Origin of the sequence: Photobacterium sp. SKA34 (assembly GCF_000153325.1) — a bacterium.
Lineage (GTDB): Bacteria > Pseudomonadota > Gammaproteobacteria > Enterobacterales > Vibrionaceae > Photobacterium.
This window is the reverse complement of the sequence record NZ_CH724144.1, coordinates 431,232-446,997: the sequence shown is the minus strand read 5'-3', so window position 1 is coordinate 446,997 and position 15,766 is coordinate 431,232. Positions and strand designations below refer to the sequence as shown.

General features: G+C 38.8%; 15 protein-coding genes. 11 read left to right on the top strand and 4 right to left on the bottom strand.

Going from position 1 to position 15,766, the window contains the following annotated elements; all coding sequences use genetic code 11:
• Window positions 1–2 precede the first annotated feature (2 nt).
• The 9 genes from aroF (at window position 3) to yciA (ending at window position 8,868) form a co-directional block, all read left to right on the top strand.
• On the top strand, window positions 3–1,016 hold the full coding sequence (gene aroF / locus SKA34_RS18295) for a 3-deoxy-7-phosphoheptulonate synthase (RefSeq protein ID WP_006647008.1): 1,014 nt from the start codon (window positions 3–5) through the stop codon (window positions 1,014–1,016).
• Window positions 1,013–2,608 (top strand): anthranilate synthase component 1, encoded by a 1,596-nt coding sequence (locus SKA34_RS18290; RefSeq protein ID WP_006647007.1) that lies wholly within the window; start codon window positions 1,013–1,015, stop codon window positions 2,606–2,608. The genes aroF and SKA34_RS18290 overlap by 4 nt, the downstream gene beginning before the upstream one ends.
• An 11-nt stretch (window positions 2,609–2,619) precedes the next feature.
• The gene (locus tag SKA34_RS18285) at window positions 2,620–3,240 is read left to right on the top strand and encodes an aminodeoxychorismate/anthranilate synthase component II (protein WP_006647006.1); all 621 of its coding nucleotides are present in this window, start codon (window positions 2,620–2,622) and stop codon (window positions 3,238–3,240) included.
• 11 nt (window positions 3,241–3,251) lie between these two features.
• Window positions 3,252–4,262: an anthranilate phosphoribosyltransferase gene (gene trpD / locus SKA34_RS18280; protein ID WP_006647005.1), complete on the top strand. Its 1,011-nt coding sequence runs from the start codon at window positions 3,252–3,254 to the stop codon at window positions 4,260–4,262.
• Between the two features lie 2 nt (window positions 4,263–4,264).
• Window positions 4,265–5,665: a bifunctional indole-3-glycerol-phosphate synthase TrpC/phosphoribosylanthranilate isomerase TrpF gene (trpCF, locus tag SKA34_RS18275; RefSeq protein WP_006647004.1), complete on the top strand. Its 1,401-nt coding sequence runs from the start codon at window positions 4,265–4,267 to the stop codon at window positions 5,663–5,665.
• 2 nt (window positions 5,666–5,667) lie between these two features.
• Window positions 5,668–6,858 carry a tryptophan synthase subunit beta gene (trpB, locus tag SKA34_RS18270; protein WP_006647003.1) on the top strand — a complete coding sequence of 397 codons (1,191 nt, stop codon included), beginning with the start codon at window positions 5,668–5,670 and terminating at the stop codon, window positions 6,856–6,858.
• A complete protein-coding gene (gene trpA / locus SKA34_RS18265; RefSeq protein ID WP_006647002.1) occupies window positions 6,858–7,664 on the top strand; it encodes a tryptophan synthase subunit alpha in 807 nt (268 codons plus the stop codon). The genes trpB and trpA overlap by 1 nt, the downstream gene beginning before the upstream one ends.
• 251 nt (window positions 7,665–7,915) lie before the next feature.
• Entirely contained in the window at window positions 7,916–8,455 is a 540-nt protein-coding gene (locus SKA34_RS18260) for a septation protein A (RefSeq protein WP_006647001.1), read from the top strand.
• Between the two features lie 11 nt (window positions 8,456–8,466).
• Window positions 8,467–8,868 carry an acyl-CoA thioester hydrolase YciA gene (yciA, locus tag SKA34_RS18255; protein ID WP_005370787.1) on the top strand — a complete coding sequence of 134 codons (402 nt, stop codon included), beginning with the start codon at window positions 8,467–8,469 and terminating at the stop codon, window positions 8,866–8,868.
• A gap of 39 nt (window positions 8,869–8,907) precedes the next feature.
• Here the strand turns inward: yciA and SKA34_RS18250 are convergent, their stop codons facing one another.
• The 3 genes from SKA34_RS18250 to SKA34_RS18240 are packed head-to-tail and all read right to left on the bottom strand — an operon-like array spanning window position 8,908 to window position 11,507.
• Window positions 8,908–9,540, bottom strand: coding sequence for a bifunctional 4-hydroxy-2-oxoglutarate aldolase/2-dehydro-3-deoxy-phosphogluconate aldolase (locus SKA34_RS18250; protein WP_006647000.1), 633 nt, complete (start codon window positions 9,538–9,540; stop codon window positions 8,908–8,910).
• A gap of 8 nt (window positions 9,541–9,548) precedes the next feature.
• Window positions 9,549–10,484 carry a sugar kinase gene (locus tag SKA34_RS18245; protein WP_006646999.1) on the bottom strand — a complete coding sequence of 312 codons (936 nt, stop codon included), beginning with the start codon at window positions 10,482–10,484 and terminating at the stop codon, window positions 9,549–9,551.
• Window positions 10,485–10,499: 15 nt separating this feature from the next.
• Window positions 10,500–11,507, bottom strand: a complete 1,008-nt coding sequence (locus tag SKA34_RS18240) for a zinc-binding alcohol dehydrogenase family protein (protein ID WP_006646998.1) — start codon at window positions 11,505–11,507, stop codon at window positions 10,500–10,502.
• Between the two features lie 136 nt (window positions 11,508–11,643).
• Here SKA34_RS18240 and SKA34_RS18235 point away from each other — a divergent pair, with 136 nt between their 5' ends.
• Window positions 11,644–12,546 carry a GntR family transcriptional regulator gene (locus tag SKA34_RS18235; protein WP_006646997.1) on the top strand — a complete coding sequence of 301 codons (903 nt, stop codon included), beginning with the start codon at window positions 11,644–11,646 and terminating at the stop codon, window positions 12,544–12,546.
• Window positions 12,547–12,577: 31 nt separating this feature from the next.
• On the opposite strand, the gene SKA34_RS18230 is transcribed toward SKA34_RS18235, so the two are convergent.
• Window positions 12,578–14,065 (bottom strand): UxaA family hydrolase, encoded by a 1,488-nt coding sequence (locus SKA34_RS18230; protein ID WP_006646996.1) that lies wholly within the window; start codon window positions 14,063–14,065, stop codon window positions 12,578–12,580.
• Between the two features lie 255 nt (window positions 14,066–14,320).
• Here SKA34_RS18230 and SKA34_RS18225 point away from each other — a divergent pair, with 255 nt between their 5' ends.
• Window positions 14,321–15,760, top strand: coding sequence for a tagaturonate reductase (locus SKA34_RS18225; protein WP_006646995.1), 1,440 nt, complete (start codon window positions 14,321–14,323; stop codon window positions 15,758–15,760).
• The last annotated feature ends 6 nt before the right edge of the window (window positions 15,761–15,766 follow it).

The following is a 15,766-nucleotide window of genomic DNA, read 5'->3' as shown; positions in this document are numbered from 1 at the left end:
TCATGATTATTGTCTTAAAACCGCAAGCGACAGAAGCTGATGCCAATAGCCTACTGGCTCTAATCGCCAGTGTCAGATTAAAACCTCTATATATGCCAGGCAGTGAACGCATTGTTTTAGGTGCATTAGGTGATGAACGTGTTTTACAAAGCTTAAATATAGAAGCAAACCCTTTAGTTGAAACGGTAAAACCCATTTTAACTAAATACAAATTGGTTAGCCGAGAAGTCCAAGCCCACAACACAGTTGTACGTTTTGGCTCTGCCGCGGTAGGTGGCGATCGTTTTGCTGTTATTGCAGGCCCTTGCTCTGTCGAGTCAGAGCAACAATTATTATCTGTTGCTGAAATGGTGAAATCTCATGGCGCTATGGCACTGCGAGGCGGCGCTTATAAACCCCGCACCAGCCCTTATGATTTCCAAGGTTTAGGGATAGAAGGGTTAAAATTGTTAAAAAAAGCCAATGACATGCTCGGTATTCCTACCGTATCTGAAGTCATGGATGTGAGCCAAGTTGAAAAAATGACTCAATATATTGATTGTTTTCAAATTGGTGCGAGAAATATGCAAAACTATGGCTTGTTAAAAATTATCGGTGAAAGTAAAAAACCGATCTTGCTCAAACGCGGACTTTCAGCCACTATCGAGGAATTGCTACTCGCTGCTGAATATATTTATGATGCAGGTAACCCAAATATCATTTTGTGTGAACGTGGTATTAGAACGTTTGAGACAGCAACGAGAAATACATTGGATCTCAATGCGGTCGCTTATTTAAAGCAACATACCCATTTGCCAGTGCTGGTCGACCCAAGCCATGGAACAGGTATTCGTGAGTTAGTGATCCCACTCTCACGCGCAGCGGCTGCTGTTGGCGCCGATGGCATCATTGTCGAATCACATTTAAATCCATGTGAAGCCTTATCTGATGGCCATCAAGCATTCACCGCACCAATGTTTGAACAATTAATGCAGGAATTAAAACCGTTTGTGGAAGCGGCAGGGAGAACGCTGTGAATACTCACTCAATAGGAAATCATCCACTAGGGCAAAATACATTAGCTGCTAATGAGATCGATCTTCTCAGCCTTGATGTACCTTATGTTGCCGATCCCACTGAACTGTACTTTTCAGTTTGTGGCGATCGCCCGCACAACCTTTTATTAGAATCAGCAGAAGTTGATTCTAAGCAAGATTTAAAGAGCTTAATGCTTGTCGATGCCGCCGTACGTATTGTTTGCCGCGGTAAAAAAGTCACGTTGGAAGCATTAACCAGTAATGGTGTGAACGTCATTACGCATTTACAAAGCCAACTGCCTAACGATATTAATGCAGCAGTAAATGGAAAAACATTAACCTTGGTATTTCCATCCCATGCTCATGATATTGATGAGGATAGCCGCTTACGCCAAACCTCATCATTCGATGCTCTACGTTTGATCCAACATGCATTTGATACCAAACACCACCCAAAAGAAGCCTTATTCTTAGGTGGCCTATTTGCCTATGACTTAGTCGCTGACTTTGAACCGCTACCTGAAGTGAAGCAAGACAATAACTGTCCTGACTATATTTTCTATATTGCCGAAACCTTGTTGATTATTGATCACCAACGTCGTAAAGGCACACTGCAAGCGACTTTATTTGGTGGCGATCACTACATCAATAGCTATCACGATTTAAGTCGTCGTCTGCAAGCGATTAAGGAGATCTGTTTAAGCCCTCAGCCTGTGCCACCAGCACAAGTATTAGCAAAATGTGATCCAGAGACATCTATTAGCGATGAAGATTTCTGCCAAACCGTTAACGATCTTAAACAATACGTTATCAATGGTGATGTGTTCCAAGTGGTGCCATCACGCCAATTTACATTGCCATGTCCTTCAACGCTCGCAGCATATAAAGCATTGAAAATTGGTAACCCAAGCCCTTACATGTTCTTTTTACAAGACTCAGAATTTACCCTATTTGGCGCCTCTCCTGAAAGCGCACTGAAGTATTGTTCAGATTCAAACCAAGTAGAGATCTACCCGATTGCAGGTACTCGACCACGTGGCAAAAACAGCGACGGATCAATTAACCTTGATTTAGATGGACGTATTGAATTAGAGCTACGCTGCGATAAAAAAGAAAATGCTGAACACATGATGTTAGTGGATTTAGCACGTAATGATGTCGCAAGGATCAGTGAGGCGGGTAGCCGCTATGTGGCAGATTTACTGAAAGTTGATCGCTACAGCCATGTCATGCACTTAGTTTCTCGAGTCGTTGGTCAACTACGTGGCGATCTTGATGCCCTTCATGCATATCAAGCGTGTATGAACATGGGGACATTAACAGGAGCACCGAAAATCCGAGCTATGCAGCTTATCCGTGATGTTGAACAACGTCGTCGTGGTAGTTATGGTGGTGCTGTGGGTTATCTTACAGGTCATGGTGATATGGATACTTGTATCGTTATCCGCTCAGCCTATGTTGAGAATGGTATTGCGAGTGTTCAAGCTGGGGCTGGCGTGGTTTACGACTCCATTCCACAAGCAGAAGCCGATGAAACACGTGGCAAAGCGCAAGCGGTTATTAACGCTATTCGCACTGCACATCAAGGTTAAGGAAAACCACAATGACAAATGCAACCCCAGCCCATATTGTGCTACTCGACAATTTTGATTCGTTTACTTACAACCTTGTTGATCAATTTCGTTCTCTTGGTCATCCAGTCACGATTTACCGTAATAACTTAACGGCAGAGCAAGTAGAAAATGCACTCAGTGCTAAAAGCAATCCCGTTTTAGTGTTATCCCCCGGTCCCGGCGTACCAGCTGAGGCGGGATGTATGCCTGAACTGATCCAAAGAGTGAAAGGTAAAGTACCAATGATTGGTATTTGCCTTGGACAACAAGCGATTGTTGAAGCCTACGGCGGTAAAGTTGCAGGCGCAGGTGAAATTGTACATGGTAAAGCAGCAATGATGAGCCATAACCAACATGCGGTATTTGGCAATTTACCTAATCCCCTCTCTATTGCACGTTACCATTCATTAGTTGCAACAGAAGTGCCTGCCAGCCTAGAGACTATCGCCGATGTTAATGGCTTAGTCATGGCTGTACTGAACGAAGAAGATAAGGTATGTGGCTTTCAATTCCACCCTGAGTCAATCCTAACGACACAAGGGGCGGAGCTTTTAACACAGACCTTAAATTGGGTAACAACCTCGAACGCAAAGAATAATTCAAAGCATTAAGGACGATGATTATGGATAACAAAATTTACGATATTGCCAATAAACTCTACGATCAAGAATCTCTAAGCCAAGAAGAGAGTCACACCCTATTTGATGCCATTATCAAAGGTGAAGTCGATCCCATCATTCTTTCGGCCGTTTTAACCTCGTTGAAAATTAAAGGTGAAACGCCACAAGAAATTGCTGGAGCCGCGAGCGCTTTAGTCGATAACGCCAACGCCTTCCCAAGCCCAGATTATGACTTTGCCGATATCGTAGGGACGGGTGGCGATGGTGCCAATACCATCAATATTTCAACCACAGCAGCATTTGTAGCTGCAGCGTGTGGTATTAAAGTGGCGAAACACGGTAACCGTGGCGTTTCAAGCAAATCTGGCTCTTCAGATCTGCTTGATAAATTTGGTATCAACCTTGCGATGACACCAGAAAACGCACGTGGCGCATTAGATGAACTTGGCGTGTGTTTCTTATTCGCACCTGAATATCACGGTGGTGTACGCCACGCTATGCCTGTACGCCAAACATTGAAAACCCGCACCATCTTCAATGTACTGGGGCCTTTAATTAACCCAGCAAAACCTAAAATCGAACTTATGGGTGTTTACGACAATAGCTTAGTTCGCCCAATTGCTGAAACCATGGCTACCATGGGCATGAAGCGTGCGGCTGTGGTTCACGGAAGTGGGTTAGATGAAGTTGCTATTCATGGTGAAACCCATGTTGCTGAAATCATTAATGGTGAAATCATAGAATACACTCTAACTCCTGCTGATTTCGGTTTGGATACCTACCCATTAGAAGCGATTAAAGGCGGCGAACCTGATGAGAACCGTGCCATTATCACCAACATTTTAACGGGTAAAGGTACACCGGCCCAAGTTGGTGCGGTTGCTGTTAACGTAGCGTTGCTATTACGTTTATTCGGTCAGGAAAATCTTAAACAAAATACACAACAAGCCATTGAAGTCATGCAATCAGGCAAAGCTTTTGAATTAGTAGAAAAATTGGCAGCACGAGGATAATCATGGAAACAGTATTAGCAAAAATTGTTGCTGACAAAAAAATTTGGGTAGAAGCACGCAAAAAATCACAGCCACTTGATACATTTATTCATGACCTCATCCCAAGTGATCGCGACTTCTACCAAGCGTTATCATCCAATACTGATAACGGTGTAGAGCGCCCTGCATTCATTCTTGAATGTAAAAAAGCCTCGCCATCAAAAGGCTTGATCCGAGATGATTTTAATCTTGATTACATTGCTAGTGTGTACAACAACTACGCCAGTGCGATTTCAGTACTCACCGATAAAAAATACTTCCAAGGTAACTTTGAGTTTCTCCCTCAAATCCGTGGTCAAGTACGCCAGCCCGTACTCTGTAAAGACTTCATGGTTGATACCTATCAAGTCTATTTAGCTCGTCATTATCAAGCTGATGCGATTTTGCTGATGTTGTCAGTCCTCAATGACGAGGAATACCAAACTCTTGCTGATGTTGCCAATCAATTAAATCTTGGCATTTTAACGGAAGTGAGTAACGAAGAAGAACTTGAACGTGCAATTAACTTAAAAGCGAAAGTTGTCGGTATTAATAACCGTAATTTACGAGATTTAAGTATTGATTTAGACCGCACAAAGCAGCTTGCACCGAAATTATCACAAGACACAATTGTAATTTCAGAGTCTGGCATTTATAGCAATCAAGAAATTCGTCAGTTATCTCAATATGCCAATGGCTTTTTAATTGGTAGCTCGTTAATGGCAGAAGATAACCTCGATCTTGCGGTACGCCGTGTGTTACTTGGTGATAACAAGGTCTGCGGATTAACCCAAGCAAAAGACGCCACTATCGCTTACCAAAATGGTGCCGTTTACGGGGGCTTAATTTTTGCCCCTGCATCCCCTCGCAGTGTTGATATCGAGCAAGCACGCCATGTGATGACAGGAGCCCCACTCGATTATGTTGGTGTATTCCAAAATGCAGAGCTTGAAACAATTGTCGATACGGCAAAACAACTTGTACTAAGTGTTGTGCAGTTACATGGCACAGAAACACAGCAATACATTAATGAGCTAAAAGCACAACTTCCAGCTCAATGTAAAATTTGGAAAGCGCACGGGGTATCAGATACTTTACCTGATTTATCAACATACCAAGTTGATAAACACCTTGTTGATAGTAAAGTAGGTAATCAAAGTGGTGGTACAGGGATAACCTTCGACTGGTCGTTGATCCAAAGCGGTGATCGCAAGGGTATATTACTGGCTGGTGGCTTAAATGCAGACAACGTACAACAAGCGGCAGCATTAGGATTTGATGGCCTTGATTTAAATTCTGGTGTGGAAAGTGCGCCAGGTAAAAAAGACCCGAATAAATTGAGTGCGGCATTCGCGGCAATCAAAAATATTAAGGACGATAAATAATTATGAGTAAATTAGATGCCTTTTTTGGCGAATTTGGTGGTCAGTATGTACCACAAATTTTAGTGCCTGCATTAGATCAATTGGAAGATGCGTTTATTGAAGCGCAGCAAGATCCAAGTTTTCAACAAGAATTTATTACACTACTTAAAGAATACGCTGGTCGTCCAACTGCCCTAACGCTATGTCAGAACTTGACTAAAGGGACGAAAACAAAGCTATACCTGAAACGTGAAGATTTATTACACGGTGGCGCGCACAAAACTAACCAAGTTTTAGGTCAAGCATTACTCGCTAAACGCATGGGTAAAAATGAGATCATCGCGGAAACAGGTGCGGGTCAACACGGTGTTGCAACCGCGCTTGCTTGTGCACTACTCGGTCTTAAATGTCGCGTTTACATGGGTGCTAAAGATGTTGAACGTCAAAGCCCTAACGTATTCCGTATGAAGTTGATGGGCGCTGAAGTTATTCCTGTCCACTCAGGCTCTTCAACCTTAAAAGATGCTTGTAATGAAGCAATGCGTGATTGGTCTTCAAGTTATGACAACGCACACTACTTGCTAGGTACAGCGGCGGGTCCTCACCCATTCCCAACAATTGTGCGAGAATTCCAGCATATTATTGGTGAAGAAACTAAAGCCCAGATCTTAGAGAAAGAAGGTCGCCTACCAGATGCTCTAATTGCCTGTGTTGGTGGTGGCTCAAACGCGATTGGTATGTTTTCAGATTTTATTGAAGAAACCGATGTAAAACTAATTGGTGTAGAACCCGCCGGCAAAGGTTTAGATACTGACATGCATGGTGCACCTCTTAAACACGGTACATTAGGTATTTTCTTTGGTATGAAAGCACCACTGATGCAAGACCAACATGGTCAAGTTGAAGAGTCTTACTCTGTATCAGCAGGTCTTGATTTCCCATCTGTCGGTCCACAACATGCTCACTTAAATGCAACAGGTCGTGCTGAATACGGCTCTGTGACAGATGATGAAGCATTGGATGCGTTCCAATTACTCGCCCGTAAGGAAGGGATTATTCCTGCACTTGAGTCTGCTCATGCATTAGCTTATGCAATGAAACTTATTCATGCAGAGCCAGAAAAAGAACAATTGCTGGTGGTTAACTTATCAGGTCGTGGTGACAAGGATATCTTTACTGTTCACGATATTTTGCAGGAAAAAGGAGCACTATAATGGATCGTTATCAACAATTATTTAGCACATTAGCTGAGCGCAATGAAGGCGCTTTTGTGCCTTTTGTTACCATTGGCGATCCGACACCAGAACAATCAATGAAAATCATTGATACATTGGTTGAGTCTGGCGCTGATGCTTTAGAGTTAGGTATTCCATTTTCAGATCCTCTCGCTGATGGTCCTACAATTCAAGGCTCAACCATTCGCGCATTAGAATCAGGCACCACACCAGCTTTGTGTTTTGAATTACTAACACAAATTCGTCAAAAATACCCAGAGGTGCCAGTCGGATTATTGATGTACGCCAACCTTGTGTTTGCCGCTGGCATCGATAACTTTTATCAGCAATGCGCAAAAGCAGGTGTGGATTCAGTATTAATTGCGGATGTTCCCGTTAATGCGTCACAAGAGTTTCGTGATGCAGCAAATAAATACGGTGTTCATCCTATTTTTATTGCGCCACCTAACGCAGACGAAACCACTCTCCAAGCTGTATCCGAACTCGGTGGTGGTTACACTTATCTATTGTCACGCGCAGGTGTTACAGGCGCTGAAACAAAAGCAGGCATGCCAATTGATCATTTGCTCTCAAGCCTTAAAGCACATAACGCGCCGCCTGCTATATTAGGATTTGGTATTTCTTCTCCAGAGCAAGTTAAAGAAGCGATCACTGCGGGTGCAGCAGGCGTAATCTCAGGCTCAGCAGTAGTCAAAATTATCGAGCAAAACCTTGAAAACAACACCGTAATGTTAGAAAAATTATCTGCATTCATTTCATCGATGAAAGCGGCAAGTAAACCCTAAAAAAACCTTAAAAATATTTATTAATAAAAGCCTATCAAATGAGAGTTACTTTCTCGTTGATAGGCTTTTAACTATTTCTACCTACACAGAATTACTCTTTCTACTGCATATTACTTAGTCTATTTTTCCAAGCTCATATCGCTCAAACTACTCTCCCATCCAATAGTGAAGAGCAGCTTTTTTTTGATCGTTTTTCATTCATGATTCTAAAAAGGTATACTATCAATAATTATTAAAAATGAGTTGTTGTAATGAAACAATTAATAGATTTTATTCCCCTTATAATTTTCTTTATTTTATTCAAAACGAGTGGCATTTTTATCGCCACAGGCGCTTTAATTGCAGCAACAGCGGTTCAGGTAGCTTTGACTTGGTTTATCTATAAAAAAGTCGAAAAAATGCAACTTGTTACTTTCATATTAGTGGCTGTTTTTGGAGGGTTAACCATTTTCCTCCATGACGAAAACTTCATTAAGTGGAAAGTCACCATCATCTACGCCATCTTTGCCCTAGCATTACTTATTAGCCAATTTATGGGTAAACCACTGATCAAAAGTATGCTAGGTAAAGAAATTACCTTACCTGAATCAATTTGGTTACGAATTAACCTTGCTTGGAGTGTGTTTTTTGTTGTCTGCGCTATAGTAAACATCTATATTGCATTCAATTTCCCTTTAGATATATGGGTAGACTTTAAGGTATTTGGGCTATTAGCATTAACGCTGCTCTTTACCTTCCTCACCGGTGGCTACATTTATCGCCACTTACCGAAAAGTGACAATAACCAGTAAAGTTGTAAATCATGAACACTGAAAATAATATCCCTCGTGGACAGCTTCTGCTTCGCACGCTTGCCATGCCAGCCGACACCAACGCCAACGGTGATATATTTGGTGGTTGGATCATGTCCCAATTGGACTTAGCAGGCGCGATCCTTGCTAAAGAAATTTCTGGCGGGCGTGTTGTAACTGTCTCTGTTGACAAAATAGAGTTTAAAGCACCCGTTGGTGTTGGTGACGTGGTTTGCTGTTACGGTGAATGTAAGCGTATTGGTAATACATCGATGAGTGTCGGTCTTGAAGTATGGGTTAAGCCTGTCGATGTTGAGGCTGTCGGTGATAGATACCGTGTATGCGAAGCAACATTTAATTATGTTGCTATTAATAGTGAAGGCCGCCCTCGCCCAATTCAAAAAAACTCGTAATAAGCAAAGTCAGGTTCAATGAACCTGACTTTTTCATTGTTAAACAACTGTTTTACGAAGTTGTTCTACAACAGTCCTTACTAAAACGGCTATATCTTCCCACTGCTCATTTTCAATCAAAGCATTAGGGACCATCCAAGTACCACCACAAGCAAGTACCGAAGGTAAAGTAAGATAATTATTTATGTTAGCCTCATTAACGCCACCAGTAGGCATAAAGTTAACAGGATAAACTGCGCTTAACGATTTTAGCATCGCAACACCACCAGATGGCTCCGCAGGAAAGAACTTCAGTGTATCAATTCCCATCTCCAAAGCTTGTTCCACCAAGCTTGGGTTATTAACTCCAGGAATAATTTTGACCTTGCGTTGTTGACTGTATTTAACAATGTTTGGATTAAATCCAGGGCTAACGATAAAATCTACGCCAGCTTCAATCGCATCATCGACGTGTTTTGTTGTTAAAACTGTCCCCGCTCCCAATAGCATATCTGGATATGCCTTACGCATATTAATAATTGCTTCTTTTGCGGCGGGTGTTCGAAAGGTAACCTCTGCACATGGGAGTCCATTCTCTACCAGAACTTTTGCAAGCTTTGCTGCATTACTTGCATTTTCCATTGCGATAACGGGCACAACTTTCATCGTTTGTAGCTTTTCAAGTAAATTCATATTTATTCCTAATTATCATTGAGTTGTGGCATTACATCTAACGGAATGATGGCACCGGGATATTGAATAACAGTGCCTGCAAGTAAGTGCCCCATTGCAGCAGCTTTTGGTGCATCACATTCTATCAATCGACTTGCCATATAACCCGCACTAAACGAGTCACCAGCAGCCGTTGTATCAATGATATTTGAGATATGTCTAGCAGGGACCTCATGAAGGTGGTCATCTTTAACAACAAAACAAGCTTGACTACCTCGCTTGATAACGATCTCATCAATTCCCATTGTTTGCGCTCGTTCTATTGATTGTGATTCGCTTGCATCACCAAACAATGCTTGCTCATCATCGAAAGTTAAAAAAGCAAGATCTGTCATCTTTAATATACGGCGATAAGCAGATTGAGCTTCCTCTTTCGAAGACCACAAATTTGCTCGATAGTTGTTATCAAAAGCAATCTTAGTTCCTTGTCGATGGCATTCATGTAAAACATCAAACAAAATTTCAAGCGCTTTTTGGGGCAATATCGCTAAGCTGATACCACTTAAATAAATCCACTGGCTTTGGCTGAGCTTACTGACTAAATCTGACATACTGACATCTTGTAACCAATATCGCGCGGCAGAATCACTTCGCCAATAATGGAAACTACGCTCGCCATCAGAATCCGTATCAATTACATATAAACCAGCATTTTTAGTTGCTGAGGTATGTACTAAATCAGTGTTAATGTTTTCAGCTTGCCAAGCTTTAACCATTTTCTGACTAAAAATATCTTCACCAATACCAGTAACATAATTAATACTGATATTTTTTCCATCAACTAAACGAGCGAGATACAAGGCTGTATTTAAGGTATCGCCACCAAAGTTAGGTTTATATAAATCCCCCGACTTTTGGAGCTCAACCATACATTCTCCAATAACGCTAATGGTGATATCTGCCATTATCATTACCTCGAATTACTCTGACATTAAAATAACAGCTTTCAATAATTGCTTGTTATCAATAACTTGTTCTTGATAAATTTCAGCCAACTCAGAAAACATAAAGCTATGAGTCAACATCATTTCTGCTGAGATGTCTTTACTCGACATTAAACGGGCCACTTTTTCAAAGTCTTCAAGTGTCGCATTACGACTTCCCATTAATGTGGTTTCTTTTTTATGGAAGTCTGGATCACTAATTTCTAAGTTACCTTTATGCAAACCAACATATACAATCGTGCCGCCATTACGAATCAGGTTAACAGCGTTATTCATCGCATTAGCATTACCAGTAGCATCAATGACAGTCAATGCCAGAGCGCCTGAAAAACACTCTCTAACCGCCTCTTCATCAGGGGCAATTGCTTTCACGCCGACAACTTTTTCAATGTGCATACGACGTTCTTCAGAAGTATCAGCGACGATAACATTTGCACCATCACTTTTGGCAATAGCCGCAGCCCCAAGTCCAATTGGTCCAGCACCAACCACAAGAATATCTTGACCTTTTTGCACATTTGCACGTCTGACAGCATGGGCACTGATCGCAAATGGTTCTATGAGAGCAGCTGTGGACGGTTCAACATCAGTAACTGAAAGTAATTGTGATGCAGGGACATTTAAATACTCACAAAAACCACCATTTTCATGAACGCCGATAACCGAAATATTTTCACAACAGTTAGGACGGCCACTTTGACAGGATGGACAAACTTGGCATGATACATATGGAATTAAGGCAACACGGTCACCTTTTTTCCATTGTGTTACATTTTCACCTACTTCAGTAATTTCACCACAAACTTCGTGGCCTAATACTCTAGGGTATGTAAAAAAAGGTTGATTCCCTGTATAAGCATGAATATCTGTACCACAAATACCGACAGCTAAAACACGCAAGGTTACGGTATTTAACCCCGGCTTTTGAATATTAGTTTCTTCATATTTGAAGGTATATGGTTTTTCAACAACTAAAGTTTTCATAGCAGGTGCTCCTCATTAAATTGAGAACATTATCGACCTTTAAACTTCACATATTTTTAAAATAAATAATTAGTGTGACAGCAATCCTTTTTTTTAGTCGTTAAATGGTTTTTTATATATAGCAGGAGGAGAAAACATGTCACGAAGTAAAAATTTGCGAAAACTCATAGCTAATCAAATCATAGATGATTTAAGTCAGGGAAATATCGAGTCCCCATTACCATCACAAACAATTCTTGCAGATCTTTATAGTGTGAGTAGAACGACAATTAGAAATATAATAAATGAATTTATAGATAAAAATTTACTTCTAGAAACCAACGATGGCATTGTCTTATCAAGAACACCGGATAGTAATGATAAATATAAGAAAGTAAGAAAAACAAGAATAAAACAACCCAAAGAGCTTGTTGAAAAATACCTTAATTATGCTGTTAATAGTAAGAAAATACAGCCAGGAGACCTTTTCACCGAAAGAGAGCTTGCTTCTGAAATTGGAATAAGTGTCAAAGAAGTTCATGAACAATTAATTATTCTTTCTCGTTTTAAGATACTAACACTTCAAGAGCATGGGCTATGGGAAATGACTCCAATTGATGTTAATTATGTAAACAAATTATATGATTTAAGATTGTTAATTGAGAACCATTCAATAAAAAGCTTTATGCAACTACCTCAAAATGATATTCGCTGGGCACAAGCAAAGTATTTATTAGAGCAGCATAAGAACTTCGATAAAAAAATATTAAATGATTATAGAGAGTTTTCAAACATAGATAGAGAGTTTCATAAACTTATTTTATCTGCTAGTGATAATGTTTTTATGGATGAGTATTTTGAGACTATATCTATGATATTTCATTTGCAGTATCAATGGGATGACCACGACTTAAGAAATAGAAATCAAATAGCCATTTCGGAACATATATCGATATTGTGTAAAATGTTATCTGGTAATTACTTAGAAGCAAAAGATGAATTAGATCTTCATTTAAAGACAGCTAAAAAATCTTTTGAAAATAGTCTAATTGAAAAATAAAAAAGCAGCACCGTTCGGTGCTGCTCGTTATTTAAAGTGTTACACCTGATTTAAATATAGCAATTTCACGCATATTGTTTTTTTCATTACACGTCAACTCACCATTAGCAACAGCGACAATACTATCAACAAATTCTTCTAATAAATCTTCCATAGAAGTACCTGTCAAAAGCTTGCCAGCATTAAAATCAATCCAATTTTTTTTCTTTTCGGCTAATGTATTATTCGATGACACTTTTATTGTAGGTACAACCCCACCATAAGGGGTCCCTCTACCTGTTGTGAATAACACAATATGACATCCACTCGCACATAAAGCTGTTGTTGCTATAGGATCATTGCCTGGCGCATTTAATAACAATAAGCCGTTTTGCTTTATTTTTTCTCCATACTTTAAAACATCAATAACACTAGACGAACCTGATTTTTGAGTACAGCCCAGTGATTTATCTTCTAATGTTGAGATCCCACCCTTTTTATTACCAGGAGATGGATTTTCATAGATTGGCTGATTATGATCAATAAAGTACTGTTTAAAATCATTCACCATATTCACCGCTTTATCAAACGTCTTTTTATCATTACATCGTTCAAATAAAAGATGCTCAGCGCCAAACATTTCAGGTACTTCAGTTAACACAGATGTACCACCATAATTAATGATGTAATCAGAAAACTTACCGAGTAATGGATTCGCCGTCAAACCAGAAAAACCATCCGAACCACCACACTCTAAACCAATTTTTAACTTACCGATTGGCATTTTCTGTCTTTTATCAGTTCGAACTGATTGATAAATAACTTCTAATTTTTTAACGCCGTTTTCTATCTCATCTTCAACATCTTGAGAGTTTAAAAACATCACTCTGCTTTCATCATAATCATTCAAACTTTCTTTGAATGCAGAAATTTGATTATTTTCACAGCCTAACCCAACAACTAAACACCCACCAGCATTTGGATGTTTAACGAGATCGCCTAAAATCAATTTAGTATTTTCATGATCACCACCAAGTTGAGAGCAACCAAATTGATGCTTGAAAACAAAAACACCATCAATATCATCTAGTGTATTTCTTTTTTTAAATTCATTAACAATCTGCTCTGAAATACCATTTACACAACCAACCGTTGGTATTACCCATATTTCATTTCTTATTGCGACATCACCATTAATTCTTTGATAAACATTAATTTCTCTTTCAGAAAGAGAAACATGTTCTTTCATAATTTTAGGTGTATAAGTATAATCAATCGTATCAGATAGATTCGTTTTTATATTATGGGTGTGAACTAAAAAACCTTGCTTTATATCTTCAGTAGCATGACCAATTGAAAAGCCATATTTTGTAATTAATTCACTATTTTTAATATCAGTTAAGGCAATTTTATTACCTTTATCAATAGGCTCTTTTATTTCAATACTATCATTTCCAATAGTAAATAATTCACCACATTTAAAGTTCTTTAATGCAATAACAACATTGTCTTTATCACTAATTTTGTAAACTGTATTCACTGTAATGGCCTCTTATTAAAGCCCCCACCTGACAATCACATCTTATTAATGCTTATTATATAGATCAATACTTATTGTAATTATCCTCGATATTACTTCAATACTCTCATTAAATACCGATAAAAATCCGAAAAAAATGAATACTAACACATTAAATAACCATACAGATAAAAAGGTGTTTTTTCATAGGTATATTCATCACATAGTTTACCTCGCCTGACAGCTAATAATAATTTTAAATATAAGAGTAAATTTATGATATTAAATAATGCATCATACCCACGAAAGAACTACCCAACAAAAGCAATACAATTTGGTGAAGGTAATTTTTTAAGAGCATTTATTGACTGGCAATTTGATTTACTTAATGAGCATACCGACTTTAATACCGGCATTACAATAATAAGACCAATTAATAGCTTGCATCCAAAACTAGACAATCAAGATGGATTATATACAACTCTAATTAGAGGACTTAATGAAAAAGGAGAAAAGGAGTCAACAACAAGAGTAATACAATCTGTTAATAAAGAAGTATTCGCTTATCAAGAGTTTGACGAGTATCTACTAGAAGCAGAAAACCCAGATTTAGAATGGGTTATTTCAAATACAACCGAAGCTGGTATCAAATTTAATGATACTGATAAACTTCATGACCAACCAGCTTCAACTTTTCCAGGTAAACTTACACAATTTCTTTTGCATCGTTTTACTACATTTAGTGGTGATATCAATAAAGGGCTTATATTTCTTCCTTGCGAACTCATTGACTATAACGGAGAAGAGTTAAAAAAATGCATTGAACAATATATCTACCTTTGGGATCTAGGGCATCAATTCCAAAAATGGATCAATGAAGCAAATACATTTTGCTCTACCCTTGTTGATAGAATTGTAACAGGCTACCCTAAAGATGAAATACAACAAATAGAATCATCTTTAGGATATCAAGATAATTTTCTCGTTACAGCAGAGCATTTTTATTTATTTGTTATTCAAGGGCCTGATTGGCTTAAAGATAAATTAAAGCTAGATCAATATCCACTGAACATTAAAGTTGTTGACGATATAAAAAGCTACAAAGAGCGAAAAGTTGCTATTTTAAATGGCGCACATACCTCAATGGTTCCTGTCGCGTACTTATCAGGATTTGATACTGTTAGAGAATCTATTGAAGATGAATGTATTCAATCATTTGTTGATAATCTTATTCGCCATGAAGTCATACCAATGATTAAAATGCCGCAAGAAGAATTACTTGATTTCTATAACTCAGTGATTAGCCGCTTCAAAAATCCATACATTCAACATAACTTATTGAGTATTTCTTTGAACTCATTTGCCAAATTTAAGGCTCGAGTTCTACCACAGTTGATCTCATATAGTAAAACTTATCATCAAGCCCCTGCATGCATTTCCTTTTCATTAGCTGCACTTATTTGTTTCTATCAAGGAACTCGTGAAAATGAAACCTATGAACTAAATGATGATTTAAAAATACTTAATAATTTCAAAGAGTGGCAACCTCTATATGAATCTAATATTCAACAATTAACAATGAATGTTCTTGGTATGACTGAACATTGGGGAAAAGATTTAAATAGCATACCAAAGCTAACTGAAACCGTTTCATCCCATATAAGCAATATTAAGCAATATGGTATTAAAAAAGCTATGAACCAATTAATCGCATAATTTAAG